This window comes from Stenotrophomonas sp. PvP093 (genome assembly GCF_017876915.1).
Classification (GTDB): Bacteria; Pseudomonadota; Gammaproteobacteria; order Xanthomonadales; family Xanthomonadaceae; genus Stenotrophomonas; species Stenotrophomonas muris.
Genome location: NZ_JAGIOX010000004.1, coordinates 864414 through 882218 on the forward strand (window position 1 = coordinate 864414; position 17805 = coordinate 882218).

The 17805-nt window shown below is 66.8% G+C and carries 21 protein-coding genes and 1 other RNA gene; 8 read left to right on the forward strand and 14 right to left on the reverse strand.

What is annotated here, in order from left to right; genetic code table 11:
• Positions 1-53: 53 nt before the first annotated feature.
• On the reverse strand, positions 54-737 hold the full coding sequence (locus J3A72_RS06600) for a hypothetical protein (RefSeq protein WP_032956036.1): 684 nt from the start codon (positions 735-737) through the stop codon (positions 54-56).
• A gap of 108 nt (positions 738-845) precedes the next feature.
• On the opposite strand from J3A72_RS06600, the gene J3A72_RS06605 reads away from it, so the two are divergent.
• From J3A72_RS06605 to J3A72_RS06615, 3 genes are all read left to right on the forward strand, one after another.
• Positions 846-1664 (forward strand): NAD(P)-dependent oxidoreductase, encoded by an 819-nt coding sequence (locus tag J3A72_RS06605; RefSeq protein WP_014648303.1) that lies wholly within the window; start codon positions 846-848, stop codon positions 1662-1664.
• Positions 1665-1757: 93 nt separating this feature from the next.
• Positions 1758-2750, forward strand: a complete 993-nt coding sequence (locus J3A72_RS06610) for a YiiG family protein (RefSeq protein WP_014648302.1) — start codon at positions 1758-1760, stop codon at positions 2748-2750.
• Between the two features lie 155 nt (positions 2751-2905).
• Complete coding sequence (locus tag J3A72_RS06615; protein ID WP_075076016.1) at positions 2906-3847, forward strand: YiiG family protein; 942 nt, start codon at positions 2906-2908, stop codon at positions 3845-3847.
• 102 nt (positions 3848-3949) lie between these two features.
• Here the strand turns inward: J3A72_RS06615 and J3A72_RS06620 are convergent, their stop codons facing one another.
• The gene (locus tag J3A72_RS06620) at positions 3950-4822 is read right to left on the reverse strand and encodes an ion transporter (protein WP_014648300.1); all 873 of its coding nucleotides are present in this window, start codon (positions 4820-4822) and stop codon (positions 3950-3952) included.
• Positions 4823-4885: 63 nt separating this feature from the next.
• Between J3A72_RS06620 and J3A72_RS06625 the strand changes: the two genes are divergently transcribed.
• Entirely contained in the window at positions 4886-6112 is a 1227-nt protein-coding gene (locus tag J3A72_RS06625; RefSeq protein WP_014648299.1) for an acetylornithine transaminase, read from the forward strand.
• A 144-nt stretch (positions 6113-6256) separates the two neighbouring features.
• Here J3A72_RS06625 and J3A72_RS06630 read toward each other — a convergent pair whose 3' ends face one another.
• Positions 6257-6859 (reverse strand): HAD-IA family hydrolase, encoded by a 603-nt coding sequence (locus tag J3A72_RS06630; protein ID WP_075076015.1) that lies wholly within the window; start codon positions 6857-6859, stop codon positions 6257-6259.
• A gap of 123 nt (positions 6860-6982) precedes the next feature.
• Between J3A72_RS06630 and azu the strand changes: the two genes are divergently transcribed.
• Complete coding sequence (gene azu / locus J3A72_RS06635; RefSeq protein ID WP_032956045.1) at positions 6983-7432, forward strand: azurin; 450 nt, start codon at positions 6983-6985, stop codon at positions 7430-7432.
• Between the two features lie 72 nt (positions 7433-7504).
• Here azu and hemL read toward each other — a convergent pair whose 3' ends face one another.
• Both hemL and thiE read right to left on the reverse strand, forming a co-directional pair.
• Positions 7505-8794 carry a glutamate-1-semialdehyde 2,1-aminomutase gene (hemL, locus tag J3A72_RS06640; protein ID WP_049407023.1) on the reverse strand — a complete coding sequence of 430 codons (1290 nt, stop codon included), beginning with the start codon at positions 8792-8794 and terminating at the stop codon, positions 7505-7507.
• A gap of 16 nt (positions 8795-8810) precedes the next feature.
• A complete protein-coding gene (gene thiE, locus J3A72_RS06645; RefSeq protein ID WP_046432341.1) occupies positions 8811-9437 on the reverse strand; it encodes a thiamine phosphate synthase in 627 nt (208 codons plus the stop codon).
• Between the two features lie 34 nt (positions 9438-9471).
• Between thiE and J3A72_RS06650 the strand changes: the two genes are divergently transcribed.
• Positions 9472-9696 (forward strand): rubredoxin, encoded by a 225-nt coding sequence (locus J3A72_RS06650; protein WP_075076014.1) that lies wholly within the window; start codon positions 9472-9474, stop codon positions 9694-9696.
• A 40-nt stretch (positions 9697-9736) separates the two neighbouring features.
• Here J3A72_RS06650 and J3A72_RS06655 read toward each other — a convergent pair whose 3' ends face one another.
• The 8 genes from J3A72_RS06655 to J3A72_RS06690 form a co-directional block, all read right to left on the reverse strand.
• Positions 9737-10582, reverse strand: a complete 846-nt coding sequence (locus J3A72_RS06655) for a SirB1 family protein (RefSeq protein ID WP_024957828.1) — start codon at positions 10580-10582, stop codon at positions 9737-9739.
• Positions 10583-10740: 158 nt separating this feature from the next.
• On the reverse strand, positions 10741-11187 hold the full coding sequence (locus J3A72_RS06660; RefSeq protein ID WP_014648292.1) for a DUF192 domain-containing protein: 447 nt from the start codon (positions 11185-11187) through the stop codon (positions 10741-10743).
• 21 nt (positions 11188-11208) lie between these two features.
• On the reverse strand, positions 11209-11856 hold the full coding sequence (rpiA, locus tag J3A72_RS06665; protein ID WP_014648291.1) for a ribose-5-phosphate isomerase RpiA: 648 nt from the start codon (positions 11854-11856) through the stop codon (positions 11209-11211).
• A gap of 22 nt (positions 11857-11878) precedes the next feature.
• On the reverse strand, positions 11879-12358 hold the full coding sequence (locus J3A72_RS06670; protein ID WP_014648290.1) for an EVE domain-containing protein: 480 nt from the start codon (positions 12356-12358) through the stop codon (positions 11879-11881).
• Positions 12355-12948, reverse strand: coding sequence for a 5-formyltetrahydrofolate cyclo-ligase (locus J3A72_RS06675; protein WP_075076013.1), 594 nt, complete (start codon positions 12946-12948; stop codon positions 12355-12357). The genes J3A72_RS06670 and J3A72_RS06675 overlap by 4 nt, the downstream gene beginning before the upstream one ends.
• An 83-nt stretch (positions 12949-13031) precedes the next feature.
• A non-coding RNA gene (ssrS, locus tag J3A72_RS06680) (6S RNA) lies at positions 13032-13217 on the reverse strand.
• Positions 13218-13370: 153 nt separating this feature from the next.
• Positions 13371-13667, reverse strand: coding sequence for a cell division protein ZapA (locus J3A72_RS06685; protein ID WP_005410899.1), 297 nt, complete (start codon positions 13665-13667; stop codon positions 13371-13373).
• Complete coding sequence (locus J3A72_RS06690) at positions 13664-13885, reverse strand: TIGR02449 family protein (RefSeq protein WP_005410898.1); 222 nt, start codon at positions 13883-13885, stop codon at positions 13664-13666. Before J3A72_RS06690 ends, J3A72_RS06685 begins: the two co-directional genes overlap by 4 nt.
• Positions 13886-14038: 153 nt before the next feature.
• Between J3A72_RS06690 and J3A72_RS06695 the strand changes: the two genes are divergently transcribed.
• Together J3A72_RS06695 and J3A72_RS06700 are read left to right on the forward strand one after the other, a co-directional pair.
• Entirely contained in the window at positions 14039-14587 is a 549-nt protein-coding gene (locus J3A72_RS06695) for a YecA family protein (RefSeq protein WP_014648288.1), read from the forward strand.
• 5 nt (positions 14588-14592) lie between these two features.
• A complete protein-coding gene (locus tag J3A72_RS06700; protein ID WP_140222839.1) occupies positions 14593-15915 on the forward strand; it encodes an aminopeptidase P N-terminal domain-containing protein in 1323 nt (440 codons plus the stop codon).
• Positions 15916-16406: 491 nt separating this feature from the next.
• Here J3A72_RS06700 and pepQ read toward each other — a convergent pair whose 3' ends face one another.
• Positions 16407-17738, reverse strand: coding sequence for a Xaa-Pro dipeptidase (gene pepQ, locus J3A72_RS06705; protein WP_075076011.1), 1332 nt, complete (start codon positions 17736-17738; stop codon positions 16407-16409).
• Between the last annotated feature and the right edge of the window lie 67 nt (positions 17739-17805).

Sequence of the window (17805 nt, forward strand, 5' to 3'; positions counted from 1 at the left end):
GGCATGGCCCGGTCCACAGAGCATCTCGGCGCTTAACGCTAACGCTTAATGCCTTACGGCGTCGCCGGCACCACCTGCTGGCCAATGAAGTTGCGCTTGGCGTCGAAGTCGTACGCGATCTGCAGCTGGCCCACATCCGGGCAGGCGTGGCAGTCGCGCAGCGGCGTGCGGTACAGCAGGCGGACGCCACCGTTCTCCAGCGGCGTGGCCCCGGCCGACTGCGCCGGTGCGAACGGCGTGGCCTGTGGGTGGTCCTTCAGCAGGGCCTGCACGGCGGGGTCGGCACGCAGGGTGTCGTCCAGCTGCACGGCATCCACATCGATGCGCTTGCCGGTGGCGTCGACCAGGCGGGTGCCCTCGTTGGTGTTGGCGCGGAACGGATACTCGACCGTCGCAATGCCCAGGCCTTCGTTCTCGTGCCAGGCCGTCACGTAGGCCAGCTCGCCCCCGGTGGACAGCTGTTCGGCGGCGGTGATCGCATCGGCGCTGGCGCCGCCGGCGCGCATCGCATCGCGCAGGCAATCACGCGTGGCGGCGTTCTCGCCCTGGCGGCAGGCGTTGAGGTCGCCATCCCACACCACGGCCTCGCTCCAGCGCAGCTTGCCGTCGGCGGCGGCCTTCTCCGCGCTGGGCGTGTCACCGGCAGGTGGCTCCTTGCCCGGTTCCGGCGAACGGCCCTGGCAGGCGGTCAGCAGGGCAAGCCCCAGGGCAGGCAGCAACAGGCGGGAACGGCGCATGGCGTGGACCTCGTGCGTTGTCTGGAGGCCCAAGTATCGTCAAGGCCGGGTGAACTCCACGTCGGCGCGGCATACTAGCGGCTCATTGCATACGCTGGAGTGTGGGACGTGGGCAGCCTGCAGGGCAAAACGCTTTTCATCACCGGTGCCTCGCGTGGCATCGGCCTGGCCATCGCACTGCGCGCTGCGCGCGACGGCGCCAACGTGGCCATCGCGGCCAAGTCGTCGGTGCCGAATCCGAAGCTGCCGGGCACCATCCATACCGCGGCCGAAGCGGTGACGGCGGCAGGCGGGCAGGGCCTGGCCCTGAAGTGCGACATCCGCGAGGAGGAGCAGGTACACGCCGCAGTTGCGGCCACGGTCGATACCTTCGGTGGCATCGACATCCTGGTCAACAATGCCAGCGCGATCTGGCTGCGTGGCACGCTGGATACGCCGATGAAGCGCTTCGACCTGATGCAGCAGGTCAATTCGCGCGGCAGCTTCCTGTGCGCGCAGGCCTGCCTGCCGTACCTGCTGCAGGCGCCGAACCCGCACATCCTCACTCTCGCGCCGCCGCCGAGCCTGGAACCGAAGTGGTGGGGCGCGCATACCGGCTACACGCTGGCGAAGATGGGCATGAGCTTCGTCACGCTCGGCCTGGCCGCGGAATTCGGCCCGCAGGGTGTGGCGGTGAACGCGCTGTGGCCGCGCACGGTGATCGCCACCGATGCGATCAACATGATTCCGGGCGTCGATGCGGCCGGCTGCCGCACGCCGCAGATCATGGCCGATGCTGCGCACGCGGTACTGGTGCGCGAGGCGGCGGGTTTCCACGGCCAGTTCCTGATCGACGATGACGTGCTGGCACAGGCGGGTATCACCGATCTGTCCGGCTATGCGGTGGATCCATCGCGTCCGTTGTTGCCGGATCTGTTCCTGGAGTGATCGCGCGTCGCCGGCAGAGGCCGAGGGCTGCGACCTTCGGCCTGCTGCGCTAGAATGCGCGGCTGTAATCGTTTTCAACAAGGACGTGAACCCATGTCACGCACTCTTTCCGTCGCGGCGCTGGCCGCTTCGCTGTCGATTGTCCTGGCTGCCTGCGGCGGCAAGGCACCCGCAACCACTGGCGACGCCGGCCCTTCCAGCACGCCCGACGCCAGCGCGGCGCCGTCCGACGCACAGCAGCAGTTGACCGCCAAGCTCAACGCCTACATCGGCTGCTTCAACACGCTTGATTCGAAGACCCACGGCAGCATCGAGTCCTATACGCGCTGGATCAAGGACGTCGAGGCCGGCCCGAGCGGGCGCGAGACCCAGGTGTACGGTCCGTTCGAGATCAGCGATTACGACATGAAGCAGTGCGATGGCCCCGTGACCGAGGCGATGGCTGCCAAGCCGGCGCTGGCTGAGCTCGATGCCGCTGCTGGCCATTACCAGCAGGCGCTGAAGGCACTGGTGCCGCTCAGCAAGGACGCGCACGACTATTACGATCGCCAGGACTACGAAGACGACCAGTTCGCCAAGGGAAAGCAGCTGCACGCGCCCTTGATGGCCGCCTTCAAGGAGTTCGTGACTGCCAGCGAAACGTTCAACGCCGAGCTGGAGCGCCAGAACGACGCCGCCCAGCGCGAGCAGCTCAAGGTATTGGAACAGGCCGAGGGACGCACGCGCGAGTACTACCGTCTGGCAATGATGCTGGAAGCCAAGGCCATCATGGATCTGATGAGTGAGGATGACTTCGATCAGGCCAAGGCGCGCGAGCGCCTGGATGCGTTCAACCGCATTTCCGACGAAGCGCATGCGAAGGTGGCTGATCAGGAGCCGGGCAAGCTGGACTGGAACAGCTTCGAGCGTGAAGCCGAGAACTTCCGTCGCGAAGGCAAGGAGCGGCTGCAGCGCGTCGGCGAGAAAAAGCCTTACAGCGATTTCGAACGACGCATGCTGGATTCGCCCTCGATGGCGCCGCGTGGCTCCGCCAACAAGCTGATGCAGGAATACAACTCGCTGGTTTTCCAGAGCAACCGCCAGTAGCGAAGCTCAACGTTATTTTTGTCGCGATCGAGCAGGATGATTGCGACATGACGCGCCCCGCAGCCCCGAATGCCAGCACCTTCCCGAGGTGCTGGAGCGCGCGCCCGCGCCATGCATGAAGATGCCTGCAGTTTTCACTGGTGCAAGGAACTGATTTGAACGCATCCACACGCCTGATTCCCGTTCTCCTGCTTGGCGCGCTGGCCGGCTGCAACAACCCGGCGGGGCTGGCGGTCGCCGACCCCGGGCTGGGGAAGGTGAACGCCTACATCGAGTGTTACAACGGCGTCGAACAGCCCATCCGCGAGGGTTTCCAGACCTATACGGGCTGGATGAAGGATCCCGAGGCCGGCCCGACCGGCAAGGAAGCGCAGCCGCGTTCACCCGGCAAGCTGTTGTCGCACCGGGTCGACTATTGCGGCCAGCCGCTGACCGATGCGCTGGCAAAGACCCCTGCCACGCCGCTGGATGCACCCGCGCGACAGTACCAGCGGGCATTCCAGGCACTGAACACCCTGATCGAGCGTGCCGATGGGTACTTCACCCGCGAGGGCTATCGTCGCGATGGTGGCGAAGGGATGCGCAGCCAGCATACCCCGCTGATGCAGGCCTATGCTGATTTCTTCAAGGCCAGCGAAGCGATGGATGCTGCGCTGGAAAAGAACGAGAACGATCGCCGCGCCGCCCAGCTGAAGCAGATCGAGGAAAGCGAAGGCCGCTCGCTGGCCTATTACCACCTGCGCCTTGTCGGCGATGGCAAGCAGCTGGCGATGGCGTTCCAGAGCGACGCACCGGACGTTGCGGCGTTGCGCGGCCAGCTGGCCGACTATCAGGCGCTGGTGACGGAAATCCAGAACAGTGGTGTCGGCAAGGACGACCCGATGTGGGGTCATGTGCAGCGTTCGGCCGACAAGCTGGTGCGTACCGCCGGTCGCGGTGTCGAGCGTCTGGAGCAGGGCAAGCCGATCACCGCCGATGCGTTGGCCGCCGAGCGCAAGGCGTCGGGCAGCTGGCTCACCACCGATCCTGAGGGCGCGCAGTCGACGATCCTGGATGCCTACAACGACCTGGTGACCACCAGCAACCGCATGCGTTGAGGAGGATCCACGCATGGCGTGGAGCTACCGAGGGTAGTGCCGGGTCACGCCCGGCACGCACCCTGCGGGTTTGGTAGTGCCGGCCGCTGGCCGGCATGTGCCTCAATGGCTGAAAGCATCCGGTAGTTCACCCCCGCACTTGCGGCAATGCCGTGCATCCGGCTCGTGGCCTTCCAGCCCGCAGTGCGGGCAGCCACGCGCATCGCGGCGCGCGGCCAGCTCGGCTTCACGCATGGTGCTGGCCAGCTCCGCGGTGTAGATGCCGGTGGGCACGGCGATGATGCTGTAGCCGATCAGGATCAGCACCGACGTGACGAAGCGGCCAAGCACGGTCTGCGGCACGATGTCGCCGAAGCCGACCGTGGCCATGGTCACCACCGCCCAGTACATGCTGGCCGGGATGTTGGTGAAGCCGTGTTCGGGGCCCTCGATCACGTACATCAGCGCGCCGGCGATGATGGTGATGGTGATCACCGTGAACAGGAACACCAGCACCTTGCGCCTGCTGCGCCACAGCGACGTCATCAGCACGCCGCTTTCCTCGATGTAGCGGGTCAGCTTGAGGATGCGGAACACGCGCAGGATGCGCAGCGCGCGTACCACCAGCAGGCTCTGCGCGCCAGGAATGAACATCGACAGGTAGGCGGGCAGGATCGACAGCAGGTCGATGATGCCCCAGATGCTCACCGCGTAACGCAGCGGGCGCTTGACCACGGCCAGCCGCAGCAGGTACTCGGCGGTGAAGATGATCGTGAAGGCCCATTCCAGGATGTACAGGCCGGTGGACCATTCGGCATGCAGGTGCTGCACGCTGTCGATCATCACCACCAGGATGCTGGCGACGATCGCCACTACCAGGATCAGGTCGAAATTGCGCGAGGGCCGCGAGTCGTGGCGGTAGATGATGTCGAACCACCGGCGGCGCCAGCCGGTCTCGGTGGCGGGGTTCAGCTGGGGGGCAGAAAACGGTCGCATGGGCGCATTGTGCCGCAGGGGTTCCGGCGCGAGAATGGGGATTCCTGAACCCTGCCGACTGCCATGACCGCCGCTACCGATCCGCTGATCTCCCTTTCGCACTATTACCTGCCGGTCTACAAGCCCCGTCAGGTGGTACTGGAGCGAGGCCAGGGCGCCCGCGTGTGGGACAGCCAGGGCCGTGAGTTCATCGACCTGGCCGCCGGCATCGCCGTGTGCGGGCTGGGCCACAACGATCCGGACCTGGTGGCCGCACTGGTCGAGCAGGCCGGCAAGCTCTGGCACACCAGCAACGTGTTCTACAGTGCGCCGCCGCTGCACCTGGCCGAGGAGCTGGTGAAGGCCAGCCGCTTCGCCGAGCGCGTGTTCCTGTGCAACTCCGGCGCCGAAGCCAACGAAGTGGCGATCAAGATGGTCCGCAAGTGGGCCTCCAGCCAGGGCCGCCCGGCCGACAAGCGGGTGATCATCACCTTCCGTGGCAGTTTCCACGGCCGCACCCTGGGCGCGGTGACCGCCACTGCCCAGCCGAAGTACCAGGAAGGCTACGAGCCGCTGCCCGGCGGCTTCCGCTACATCGATTTCAACGATGAAGTACAGCTGGAAACCGCGATGGCCGCCGGCGACGTGGCGGCGGTGATGCTGGAGCCGATCCAGGGCGAGGGCGGCGTGATGCCGGCCAAGTCCGGTTTCCTCAAGCGCGTGCGCGAACTGTGCGACCAGCACAATGCACTGCTGGTGCTGGACGAGATCCAGGCCGGCATGGGCCGCACCGGCACGCTGTTCGCGCACTGGCAGGACGACGTGGTGCCGGACATGGTCACCCTGGCCAAGGCACTGGGTGGCGGCTTCCCGATCGGCGCGATGCTGGCCGGCCCGAAGGTGGCCGAGACCATGCAGTTCGGCGCGCACGGCACCACCTTTGGTGGCAACCCGCTGGCTGCTGCGGTGGCCCGCGTGGCGCTGCGCAAGCTGGCCTCGGCGGAGATCGCCGCCAACGTCAGCCGCCAGTCCAAGGCGCTGCGCGATGGCTTCGCCCGCATCAACGACGAGTTCGGTGTGTTCAGCGACGTGCGTGGTCGTGGCCTGATGCTGGGCGCGGTGCTGAGCAAGGACTTCGCCGGCCAGGCCGGTGCGATCCTCGACCACGCCGCCGAGCACGGCCTGCTGACCCTGCAGGCCGGCCCGGACGTGCTGCGCTTCGTGCCGTCGCTGAACATCACCGACGAAGAAGTGGCCGAAGGCCTGAAGCGCCTGCGCGCGGCGATTGCCGCGTTCATCGCCGCGCGCTGAGGCCATCATGCCGGGGTCGGACCCCTCTCCTGCGGAGAGGGCTCTGACCCCGTTGCTGAGGAATGCCCGTAGAGCCGAGCCCATGCTCGGTTCATCGCGATGCCAGGCCACAGCAGCCGAGCATGGGCTCGGCTCTACAGTAGTTCACGCAATCCGGTAGCGCTTCAACACCTTGCCCAATCCCCGGCCATCGCGCACGGTTTCCGCGTGCAGGCCGGCAGCGCGCGCGCCACGCACATTGGCGAACAGGTCATCGACGAACAGCGTGCGCGAAGGTGCCACGCCCAGCGCTTCCAGCGTGCGCAGAAACACCGCCGGCGCCGGTTTGCGCAGGCCGAAATCCGCACTGCAGAACACGCGCGCCTGCAGGGCAGGAAACAGTTCCGGCAGCAGGGTGGGCAATGCCTGCTGCATCAGCGCGCCGTTGTTGGTCAGCACCGCGATTGGCAGTTGCAGGGCCTGCAGTCGTTGCAAGACGGCCGCCTGAGGATGGCTGGCGGCCCGTCGCGCCGCGGTCCATGCAGCCACATCGACAGTCGTGCCCAGAAGCTCTCCCAGCTGCGCCAGATAGGCCGGGCCATCCAGCGTGCCATTGTCATGCGCTGCTTCCAGACCGCTGTCGTACAGCACGGCCTGTACGGCGTGCGTCGGAACCTGCAGTGTCCGGGCCAGATGCAGCACGCGTTGCCCGCGCTGGTACTGCACCAGCACGCCATCCACATCCAGCAGCAACAGGTCGATCCGCATCGGCTGAGCATGCCATTGCGATGAGTGCGCGGGAAACCCTGGAGCTGGCATGCGACAGACGGTCGCAGACGGCGCCGCAGGGGGCTGCCTAGAATGGCGCTTGAATCCGCAGGAGATGCAATGATGAAGGCTTGGAGGGTGGCAGTGGGACTGGGTGCGCTGATGCTGGCGCCGTCGGCGATGGCGCGGGTGTGTGCGGTGAGCATCGACAGCACCGACCAGATGAGCTTCAGCAGCCGCGAGATCAAGGTTGCCGCTGATTGCACCGCCGTGGACCTGACCCTGCGCCATACCGGCAAGCTGGCGGTCACCGCGATGGGCCACAACTGGGTGCTGACCCGCAGCGCTGATTACCAGCCGGTGGCGATGGCGGGCATGCGCATGACCCTGGCTGACAGCTACCTGCCGAAGGCCGACAAGCGCGTGCTGGCGCACACCAAGGTGATCGGCGGCGGCGAGACCACGCGCGTGCGTTTCTCTACCCAGGGCCTGCAGAAAGGTGGCGACTACACCTTCTTCTGTTCGTTCCCCGGCCACTTCGCGATGATGAAGGGCAAGTTCCTCTTCGGTTAGAAAAAAAGGGGACGGAGGGGATTAAGTCGTTTGTGCACAAACGACTTAATCCCCTCCGTCCCCTTTTTGCGATCAGCCCTTGGTGGCCTTGAACGCCACGCGTGCAGCGGCGAGGGTGGCCTCGATCACCGCATCGTCGTGCGCGCTGGACAGGAAACCGGCTTCGTACGCCGACGGCGCCAGGAACACGCCCTGGTCCAGCATCGCATGGAAGAAGCGGTTGAACGCCGGGATGTCACAGGCAGTGGCCTGCGCATAGGTCTCCACCTTCTCGCTGGTGAAGAACAGCCCGAACATCGCGCCCACGCGGGTGGTGGTCACGGCCACGCCGGCTTCGGCGGCGGCCGCTTCCAGGCCGGCACACAGGCGCGCGGTGCGCTCGGCCAGGTCGGCGTGGAAGCCCGGCTGCTGGATCAGTTCCAGCATCGCCAGGCCGGCGGCCATCGCCACCGGGTTGCCGCTCAGCGTACCTGCCTGGTAGATCGGGCCGGCCGGGGCGATCTGCTGCATCAGCTCGCGGCGGCCACCGTAGGCCCCGACCGGCATGCCGCCGCCAATGATCTTGCCGAAGGTGGTCAGGTCCGGGGTGATGCCGTAGTGCGCCTGCGCACCGCCGAGGGCGACGCGGAAGCCGGTCATCACCTCGTCGAAGATCAGCAGTGCGCCATGCTTCGTGCACAGTTCGCGCAGGTGCTGCAGGTAGCCCTCGCGCGGCGGGATGCAGTTGGCGTTGCCGACCACCGGCTCGATGATCAGGCCGGCAATGTCGTCACCCTGCTGCGCGAACAGCGCAGTGGCCGCTTCGAAATCGTTGTAGGGCAGGGTCAGGGTCAGTTCGCTCAGCCCGGCCGGGACGCCCGGCGAGGTCGGCACGCCCAGGGTCAGCATGCCGCTGCCGGCCTTGACCAGGAACGAGTCGCCATGGCCGTGATAGCAGCCTTCGAACTTCACGATGCGGTTGCGGCCGGTCGCACCACGCGCCAGGCGGATCGCCGACAGCGTGGCCTCGGTGCCGGAGTTGACCATGCGCACCATCTCGCACGACGGCACCAGGCGGGTGATGGTCTCGGCCATGGTCACTTCGGCTGCGCACGGCGCGCCGAAGGACAGGCCGTTGTCGATCGCCTTCTTCACCGCCTGGCGCACGGCCGGGTGGTTGTGGCCGACGATCATCGGGCCCCAGGAACCGACGTAGTCGATGTAGCGGTTGCCGTCGACGTCGTACAGGTAGGCGCCGTCGGCGCGCTCGACGAAGAACGGTTCGCCACCGACCGATTTGAACGCGCGTACCGGCGAATTGACGCCGCCCGGCAGCAGTTGCTGGGCGCGGGAGAACAGGGCGTGGGACTGGTCGTGGTTCATGGGGCTTTCCTGGGCGTTACGCGAACTGGGCGAGGTAGGCGCGCTGGGTCGCGACCGGGTCTTCGGCGGCGAACACGCTGCTGACCACGGCGACCAGATCGGCGCCGGCGTCGATGATGGGACCGACATTGTCCGGCGTCAGGCCGCCGATCGCCACCCGCGGCACGCCCAGTGCGGCGCTTTGCCGCAGCAGGTCGGTATGCGCGCGGCTGCTGGTGACCTTGGTCGTGGTCGGGAAGAACGCGCCGAAGGCCACGTAGCTGGCGCCGGCGGCCACGGCCTTCTCTGCATTGGCAAGCTGGTCGTAGCAGGAGGCGCCGATGATGGCCTCGGCACCGAGCAGGGCGCGTGCGCTGGGGATGTCACCGTCGGTGCCGCCGAGGTGCACCCCCGCCGCGCCAACGGCTTTGGCCAGCGCCGGGTCGTCGTTGACGATCAGCGGCACGCCGTGTTCCGCGCACAGCGCCTGCAGGGCGGTGGCCTGCTCCCGCCGCAGCGCGTCACTGGCGGTCTTGTTGCGGTACTGCAGCCAGGTGGCGCCAGCGGCCAGCAGCGGCGCGGTACGGGCCAGCAGGCGTGCGGTATCGGGCTCGTCCGGGGTGATCAGGTAGACGCCGCGGGGCGCCGGGGAAGCAGAAGTCATCGATGGCTACCGGTGAGTGGACCGCGATGGGACAATGGCGGCCCGTGAATCCAGCCCTGATTATCCGATGAGCGATGCCACCCCCACCACCTTGCGCACCTGGATGTGCGTGGTCTGCGGCTTCCTGTACAACGAAGCGGAGGGCCTGCCGGAGGAGGGCATCGCGCCGGGGACGCGCTGGGAGGACATTCCGGAGACCTGGACCTGCCCGGACTGCGGGGTCACCAAGGCCGATTTCGAGATGGTCGAGGTCGATTGATGAGGGTAGGTGTGGACCGTTGGTCCACACCCCGGCACCCTCAATGCAGCCGCGGCATCGGTCCGCCGAGGTCGATCAGCTTCTCGCGCAGCCACTGCGCATCACTGGCTTCCGGGTTGCGCTTCAGGTACTGCCCCAGGTCGTGGCGGGCACCGGCCAGGTACTCCAGTTGCAGGTAGGCCAGGCCGCGGTCACGCAGCGCATCGTCCTGCTCCGGGGCGAGCTTCAGCAGGCGGTCGGCACTGCGCGCGGCGCGGTCCCATTCGCCGGCTTCGGCATACACGCCGTGCAGGTTGCGCAGCATGCGCATCAGGATCGCGCGCGCCGGCGCCGGGTCCAGAATCTGCGCCAGCACCTGGTCGTCGGGCATCTGCCCGCCCAGGTGTGACTTGGCGCGTTCGCGCAGTTCGTCCACGTCCAGCGGGCGACCACCATTGAACGGGTCCATCACCAGCACGCCGTCGTCCACCGGCAGGCGCACCAGAAAGTGGCCGGGGAAGGACACGCCGTCGAGCGGAATGCCCAGCCGCCGCGCGACTTCCATCTGCACCAGCGCCAGCGAGATCGGGTTGCCCAGCCGGCGCTCGAATACCTGGTTGAGGTAGCTGTTGCGCGGGTCGTAATACTCGTCGTGGTCGCCGCTGTAGCCCAGCTCGTCGAACAGGTGGCGGTTGATCGCCGCCATCTTCAATGGACTGTTGTCGATGCTCTCCACTTCCGAGCGGAGGTGGTCGACGTGGCTCTGGATCAGCGCATCGTAGGTCGACGGCTGCAGATCGGGGTATTCATCGCGCGCGATCAGCAGCGCGGTCGGCAACAGTGGCAGCGCCTCGTCTTCGAGGTCGGCCAGTGCATCCCAGTCGGGGAGTGTGATCCGGTCCTGCATGGCCACAGACTGGCGTCATTCGCAGGCCGTTTCAAGCGGTGCCGCGTGAAAAATGCAGGGGTCAGATCCCTTTCGCACGCGAAAGGGATCTGACCCCTGCAGGGTTGCCGGCCAGCGGCCGGCACTACTGCGGGTGCCGGGCGCAGCCCGGCCGTACCTTACTTTTCGATGCCCGGGCCGAATTTCAGCTCCGTGCCGTCCTTCAACTGCAGCTTCTCGGCCTGGCCGGCGTTGAGTTCCAGCACGTAGCGCGCCGGGCCACCGCTGGGGTAGGGCGGGCACATGTCGCCGGCCGAGCACGGCGGTACGTCGCGCTGCTGGCTGACCAGCCTGCGCTGGCTGTCGAAGTACAGGATGTCCAGCGCGATCCTGGTGTTCTTCATCCAGTACGCCTGCATTTCTTCGCGGTCGTGGATGAACAGCATGCCGTGGTCGGCCGCCATCTGGTCGCGGAACATCAGCCCGCGCGCGCGGGTTTCGTCATTGGTGGCCAGCTCCACCTGGTAGCGGGCGCCATCCAGCTCGACCCAATGGCGGGCCGCGTCGGTGGCACAGCCGGCCAGGGCCAGCAGCGGAAGCATCAGCAGCGAACGCAACAGCGACATCGTCAGGATCCTTCGGAAGGGTCAGAGCACGACCGGCGGCTCGCCGCCGACGATCACCACGTCGGCGCGACGGCGCGCGAACAGGCCCACGCAGACCACGCCCGGCAGTTGGTTGAGCTCGCGCTCCAGCTTTTCCGGATCGGTGATCTGCAGGTTGTGGATGTCCAGGATCTGGTTGCCATTGTCGGTGACCACGCCTTCGCGCCAGGTCGGCTGGCCGCCGGTCATGTCGCGGATCTGCCGGGCGACCAGGCTGCGCGCCATCGGGATCACTTCCACCGGCAGCGGGAACCTGCCCAGCACCGGCACCTGCTTGCTCGGGTCGACGATGCAGATGAAGCGCTCGCTGGCCTCGGCGATGATCTTCTCGCGGGTCAGTGCGGCGCCGCCGCCCTTGATCAGGCACTTGTTCGGATCGCACTCATCGGCGCCGTCCACGTACAGCGACAGGTTGCCGCTGTGGTTCAGCTCGATCACTTCGATGCCGTGCTGCTTCAGGCGCGCGGTGCTCTGCTCGGAGCTGGACACGGCGCCCTTGATGCGGTGCTGGATGCGGGCCAGGGCATCGATGAAATAGGCCACGGTGGAACCGGTGCCGACACCGACGATCATGCCGTCTTCGACGTATTCGATGGCTTTCTCGGCGGCCAGGCGCTTGGCTTCGGACATGGGAGAACTCTCAGGCAGGGAATCAGGATTTCTTTTCCAGCGACAGCAGCAGCTTCCACTGCGCGGCGGTCACCGGGAACACCGACAGGCGGTTGCCCTTGGCAACCAGCGGGAAGCCTTCGCCCAGTTCCTCGGCGTGCAGCTTGATCTCGTCCAGCGCGATCACCTGCTTCAGCTTGCGGTCGAAGGCCACGTCCACCAGCATCCAGCGCGGGTTCTCGCGCGTGCTCTTGGGGTCGTAGTAGTCGGATTTTGGATCGAACTGGGTGTCGTCCGGATAGGCGGTGCTGGCCACCGTGGCCAGGCCGACGATGCCCGGCACCTTGGTATTGGAGTGGTAGAACAGGATGCCGTCGCCCACCTGCATGCCATCGCGCATGAAGTTGCGCGCCTGGTAGTTGCGCACCCCGTTCCAGGGTTCGACCTTGACCTTGGCCAGGTCATCGATGGAGAAGGCGTCCGGTTCGGACTTCATCAGCCAGTAGCGCTTGCGGGCGGTCATGCGTTCACGGGGGCAGCGGAGGGGAACAGGGTGCCGTCTTCGGTGCAGATCGCATCCACCGGCACGTCCCACGACGCCACCGGCAAGGACTCGACCTGCTGCACCGCGAACGCAGCACCGACCAGCCAGGGCGGCGCCGGCCGGTCATGGCGGAAGGCGAAGCTGCGATCATACCAGCCGCCCCCCATGCCCAGCCGCCGGCACTGTGCGTCGAAGCCCACCAGCGGGGCCACCACCAGCGCCATCTGCGCCGGTTCCAGCGTATCGTCCAGCGCTACGTCCGGTTCGGGAATGCCGTAGCGGTTGCTGGTCAGCGCCTGTCCCGGCCGCCACGGCGCGAAGCGCAGCACGTCGCCGGCCAGCACCGGCAGGCAGTAGGTGAGCCCTTCGGGCAGTTGCAGCTGCCAGCGGTGCAGGGCGATTTCGCCATCCAGCGCCCAGTAGCCGGCCACGGCGCCTTCGCGTGGGGTGAACGGCAGGGCGAGCAGGGCATCGGCAAGGGATTCGGCGGCAGCAATGCGCTCACCGGCGGAAAGGTCGCGGCGGCGTTGCCGCAGGTCGTGGCGCAGGGCCTGGCGCGGGTCGGTCATGGCAGCGTGCGGCAAGGATCAGCCGCCATTGTGCCGGAAAGAACAAGGGCGACGCCCGAAGACGCCGCCCTTGCTGGAATATTGCATTCTCCGCAATGTCGATGCATGCGAAACGACCTTGAACCCGGGGGCTCAAGTGGGAACGCTGGAGAACCATCGGGCTTCCCGCTACAAGGCGGACCTGCACTCCCGGCGCTGTCGCGCTCCCGGTGTCGTTCTTAAGGGACAAGGCGAATGTTTGCACATGCCGTCGAGTACCGCAGAGAACGCGTGGCCATTATAGCCAGCGTGCAGGATCTGGATAGGCCGTTCGTCGGCAACAGTCCGTGCCAATTCAGATATGCGAAAAGGGGACGGAGGGGATTAAGACGTTTCCGGCACGGATGGGGCGAATGCGCCTTAATCCCCTCCGTCCCCTTTTTCTAGGGGGTGCCGTCGATCGCGCGGTCCAGGCGCCTGTTCAGGTCGGCCAGCGTCTGCTGCAGGGCCACGGCCTGGCGGGCGTTCTCGTCGCGCAGCAGCTGCAGTTCGTGGGCCAGGTTCAGTGCGGCCAGCACGGCGACGCGGTCGACGGCGGCCATGCGGTTGCTGCCGCGGATTTCGCGCATGCGCGCATCGAGCAGGCGCGCGGCGGCCATCAGGCTGTCGCGTTCATCGCCGCCGACACCCACCGTGTATTCACGATCGAGGATGCGGACACTGACCGGTTCGGCGCTCATGTGTGCTGCTCCAGGGATTTGAGCCGGCTGATCATTGCTTCCACCCGCGAGCGTGCCTGCTCGTTCTTGGCCAGCAGCGTGGAACGCTCGGCCACCAGCTGTTCCTGCTGGTGGCGCAGGCTGCGGTTCTCCTCGGCCAGGCGCTGGTTGCGTTCGAGCAACGCTTCCACGCGGGCGGCGAAGTCCTGCAGCTGGGCAAGGGGATCGGCGGGTTCCATGCGGGCACGATAGGCAAGCCGGGCAAGGGCGGTCAAGCGTTGTCGCAGCAAGGCCCGGCGGCCGCAGAGAGGACGCCGCCGGGTTGCTACACTACGGGGTCTCACGGGCGCGCGCGTGCGCGCCCCGGGTTTCCTTTCCGAACGAGCCGCACGATGACCGAACTTCCCTCCGTCGACGACGTTACCCGCGCCAGCCAGGAACTGGGCCTGGGCGCTACCGCTGCCGAGCTGCACGGTGCGCTGTGTGGCTGGCTGGCCGCCGGTGGCGCCCCCGGCAACGACTGGCCGGCACGGGTGCTGGCCGACGACAACCTGCCGCCGGTGGCTGCCGACAGCGTGCTGGGGCAGCTGCTGCAGGCGACCATCAAGCAGCTGGAAGACCGCGACTTCGCCTTCGAACTGCTGCTGACAGACGGCGACGATGTGTCCGCGCAGGCCGATGCCATGTTCAGCTGGACCCGCTCGTTCCTGGGTGGTTTCGGCCTGGGCAGCGGCGGCCGCCGCCCGACCTTGTCCGAAGAGGGTGAAGAAGCGCTGACCGACATGGCCAGCCTGGCACGCGCCTCCAGCGAGGATTTCGAAGCGGGTGGCGATGATGACGACGAAGCCCTGTCGGAGATCGAGGAGTTCATCCGCGTGGCGGTACTGCTGCTGCACGGTGACGTGGTGCTGGCCTCGCGCCATCGGCAGCGCCTGAACTGATGGACATCAAGCAGCGCACCGGCATCGCGGCCGGCGAATACAAGCGTCGCCGCCGCCAGCTGATGGACATGGCCGGCGAGGACGCGATCCTGGTGCTGCCGGCCGCGGCCGAGAAGGTGCGCAGCCTCGATACCCATTACCCGTTCCGCCAGGACTCGGACTTCCAGTACCTGAGCGGTTTCCCGGAGCCGGAGGCGGTATTGGTGCTGATCCCGGGCCGGCGCCACGGCGAGGCCATCCTGTTCTGCCGCGAACGTGATGCCGAGCGCGAAGCCTGGGACGGCAGCCGTGCCGGCCAGGAAGGCGCGGTGGCGCAGTACGGCATGGACGATGCGTACCCGATCGATGATCTGGACGACATCCTGCCGGGCCTGCTGGAAGGCCGTTCGCGCGTCTACTACCACTTCGGTCGCGACGCCGATTTCGACCTGAAGCTGATCGGCTGGGTCAACCGCGTGCGTTCGCAGGTGCGCCACGGCGCGCAGCCGCCGCATGAATTCCTTGAACTGGGCCATCTGCTGCACGAGCAGCGCCTGTTCAAGTCCGGTGCGGAAGTTGCATTGATGCACCACGCCGCGCAGATCAGCGTGCGTGCGCATCTGGCGGCGATGAAGGCTGCCAGGGCCGGCATCCACGAATACGAGCTGCAGGCCGAGCTGGAACGCGTGTTCCGCGCCAGCGATGCAGTGCCGGCGTATTGCAGCATCGTCGGTGCGGGCCGCAACGGTTGCATCCTGCATTACCGGGACAACAACGCGCGTTCGCGCGACGGCGAGCTGGTGCTGATCGACGCCGGTGCCGAGTACCGTGGCTACGCCAGCGACATCACCCGCACGTTCCCGGTGAATGGCCGCTTCAGCGCCGAGCAGCGTGCACTGCACGACCTGGTCGGCGATGCACAGGCCGCCGCGCTGGCCCAGGCCCGGCCGGGCGTGCCGTACGAGGCCGGTCACCTGGCCGCGGTGCAGACCCTGACCGAGGGCCTGCTGCGGCTGGGCCTGCTGAAGGGGACGCTGGAAAAGAACCTGTCCGAAGGCCTGTACCAGCGTTTCTACCGGCACAAGACCGGGCACTGGATCGGGCTGGACGTGCACGATGTGGGCGATTACCGCCTGGCGGGCGATTCGCGGCTGCTGGAGCCGGGCATGGCATTCACCATCGAGCCGGGGCTGTACATCGGCGTGGACGATACGACGGTGGAACCGCGCTGGCGCGGCATCGGCATCCGTACCGAGGATGATGTGCTGATCACCGACGACGGTCATCGCGTGCTGACCGAAGACCTGGCGCGCAGCGCCGACGAGATTGAAGCGGTGATGGCGGGGTAAGGGGTGTTCTGCAGGGCTTGCAGCCCTGCACCCGCAGAGGCAACAGCAACAGCAACAGCAACAGCAACAGCGCGCATTCCGTGGGATGGCGGGGCACTGTGGGTGTGCGGGGACGCCGTGAACCCATCCATGGGGGCTTGGTCGCGGCATCCATGCCGCTCACACCCCGCAAACCCACAGTACCCCGCCTTCGACAGGTTCACGCGGCTGTTGGCAACCGCGGTTATTGGCACGCGCGGCTGTTGGTAGGTGTCGACCTTGGTCGACACGGAGCGAGCGCAGCGAGCGACCCGCTTCTGCTTTTCTTTCTTCTTTTTCCGTGGTTGGACGCAGCAGGAAACTGTCAAAGGACGGGCGGGGTGGGTTTGCAGGACCGTTGGCGCCATGGATGACGCCATCGAGCCCCCATGGATGGGTTTACGGCGTGTCCTGCAAACCCACCCCGCCCGGCCAAGCGCGGCCTTTGATATCAGCGCCCAACCACGAGGGGCTCAGCCGTTCGCCGCCGCAAACGCCGGCCGCGTCAGGTTGTCCGCCTCGCCCTCGGTGCACAGCACTTCGTCTTCAATGCGGATGCCACCATACGGACGGAAGAAATCCACACGGTCCCAGTTGATCGCATCACCATGGCCGGCATCCTTCACTTCGTTCAACAGCATGTCGATGAAGTACAGGCCCGGTTCAATGGTCACCACCATGCCCGGTTCCAGTACGCGGGTCAGGCGCAGGTACGGGTGGCCCGCCGGGCGCTCGATGCGGCCGCCCTCGTCGCTGGCCGCGAAACCGGCCACGTCGTGGACCTGCAGGCCGATCAGGTGGCCGATGCCATGCGGGAAGAACGCGGCGCTGACGCCGGTCTCCAGCGCGGTCTGCGGCGAGACCTTGATCACGCCGAAGTCCTTCAGCACGCCCATCAGCGAAAGATGTGCGTCCACGTGCAGCTGCCTGTAGTCGAAGCCCGGGCGCACCGCTGCGCACATCTGCTGCTGGGCGGCGTCGACGGCAGCAATCATCGCAGCGAATTCGTCGTGGCCCTGCGCGGCGTAGGTACGGGTGATGTCGCTGGCGTAGCCGTGCGCGCTGGCGCCTGCATCGATCAGGAAGCTGCGCAGCGGCTGCGGCGCCTTGCGGCCCAGCTCGGTGTAATGCAGCACGGCGGCATGTTCATTGAGCGCCACGATGTTGCCGTAGGGCAGCTCGTTGGCATCCTGGCCCACTGCCTGGCAGTACGCCATGTGGATGCTGAATTCGTCGGCGCCGTTGCGGAACGCGGCTTCGGCGGCGCGGTGGCCGCGCACGCCCAGCACCTGCGCTTGGCGCATCAGCGCGATCTCATACGGCGTCTTGCTGCCACGGTGCCATTCCAGGTAGTTCACCACCGGTGCCGGGTTGTTCGGCACGTAGCTGCCCAGCGCGCTCTGCGGCTCGCCGAGGATCGCGCAGCGCGACGGCTCGGCCGGCAGCAGGGCCAGCGCCTCTTCGGGCTTGCGGATGATGTGGATGTCGAAGTGCTCCACCCACCAGCCACTCGGTGCGTCCGGTACCACGTGCCAGTAATCGAAGGGCTGGTGGAAAATCACCGCCGGGCGCTTGCCCGGGGTGAACACGATCCAGCTGTTGGGCACCCGGGTCAGCGGCAGCCAGGCCTTGAACTGCGGATTGACCGCGTACGGGTAGTCGCGATCGTCGAACACCTGGTAGTGCAGGGTGCCGCTGGGCACGACCAGATGGTCGAAGCCGCCGCGGGCCAACGCCTGTTCGGCACGTCGGCACAGCACGGCCAGGTGGTCGGGGTACAGGGCGCCGGGGTCTTGCTGGATCATTGCGGTGGCTCGACACGGAAAACGGCCCTAGATTCTGCCGCATACCGGGAAAAACCGCTGTGCTGGA

What these genes read in the sequence shown, in the direction of transcription:
- J3A72_RS06600 (WP_032956036.1), bottom strand. Translation starts at nt 737, where the DNA reads ATGCGCCGTTCCCGCCTGTTGCTGCCTGCCCTGGGGCTTGCCCTGCTG.
- J3A72_RS06610 (WP_014648302.1), top strand. Translation starts at nt 1,758, where the DNA reads ATGTCACGCACTCTTTCCGTCGCGGCGCTGGCCGCTTCGCTGTCGATT.
- J3A72_RS06620 (WP_014648300.1), bottom strand. Translation starts at nt 4,822, where the DNA reads ATGCGACCGTTTTCTGCCCCCCAGCTGAACCCCGCCACCGAGACCGGC.
- J3A72_RS06625 (WP_014648299.1), top strand. Translation starts at nt 4,886, where the DNA reads ATGACCGCCGCTACCGATCCGCTGATCTCCCTTTCGCACTATTACCTG.
- J3A72_RS06630 (WP_075076015.1), bottom strand. Translation starts at nt 6,859, where the DNA reads ATGCGGATCGACCTGTTGCTGCTGGATGTGGATGGCGTGCTGGTGCAG.
- azu (WP_032956045.1), top strand. Translation starts at nt 6,983, where the DNA reads ATGAAGGCTTGGAGGGTGGCAGTGGGACTGGGTGCGCTGATGCTGGCG.
- hemL (WP_049407023.1), bottom strand. Translation starts at nt 8,794, where the DNA reads ATGAACCACGACCAGTCCCACGCCCTGTTCTCCCGCGCCCAGCAACTG.
- thiE (WP_046432341.1), bottom strand. Translation starts at nt 9,437, where the DNA reads ATGACTTCTGCTTCCCCGGCGCCCCGCGGCGTCTACCTGATCACCCCG.
- J3A72_RS06650 (WP_075076014.1), top strand. Translation starts at nt 9,472, where the DNA reads ATGGCGGCCCGTGAATCCAGCCCTGATTATCCGATGAGCGATGCCACC.
- J3A72_RS06655 (WP_024957828.1), bottom strand. Translation starts at nt 10,582, where the DNA reads ATGCAGGACCGGATCACACTCCCCGACTGGGATGCACTGGCCGACCTC.
- J3A72_RS06660 (WP_014648292.1), bottom strand. Translation starts at nt 11,187, where the DNA reads ATGTCGCTGTTGCGTTCGCTGCTGATGCTTCCGCTGCTGGCCCTGGCC.
- rpiA (WP_014648291.1), bottom strand. Translation starts at nt 11,856, where the DNA reads ATGTCCGAAGCCAAGCGCCTGGCCGCCGAGAAAGCCATCGAATACGTC.
- J3A72_RS06670 (WP_014648290.1), bottom strand. Translation starts at nt 12,358, where the DNA reads ATGACCGCCCGCAAGCGCTACTGGCTGATGAAGTCCGAACCGGACGCC.
- J3A72_RS06675 (WP_075076013.1), bottom strand. Translation starts at nt 12,948, where the DNA reads ATGACCGACCCGCGCCAGGCCCTGCGCCACGACCTGCGGCAACGCCGC.
- J3A72_RS06685 (WP_005410899.1), bottom strand. Translation starts at nt 13,667, where the DNA reads ATGAGCGCCGAACCGGTCAGTGTCCGCATCCTCGATCGTGAATACACG.
- J3A72_RS06690 (WP_005410898.1), bottom strand. Translation starts at nt 13,885, where the DNA reads ATGGAACCCGCCGATCCCCTTGCCCAGCTGCAGGACTTCGCCGCCCGC.
- J3A72_RS06695 (WP_014648288.1), top strand. Translation starts at nt 14,039, where the DNA reads ATGACCGAACTTCCCTCCGTCGACGACGTTACCCGCGCCAGCCAGGAA.
- pepQ (WP_075076011.1), bottom strand. Translation starts at nt 17,738, where the DNA reads ATGATCCAGCAAGACCCCGGCGCCCTGTACCCCGACCACCTGGCCGTG.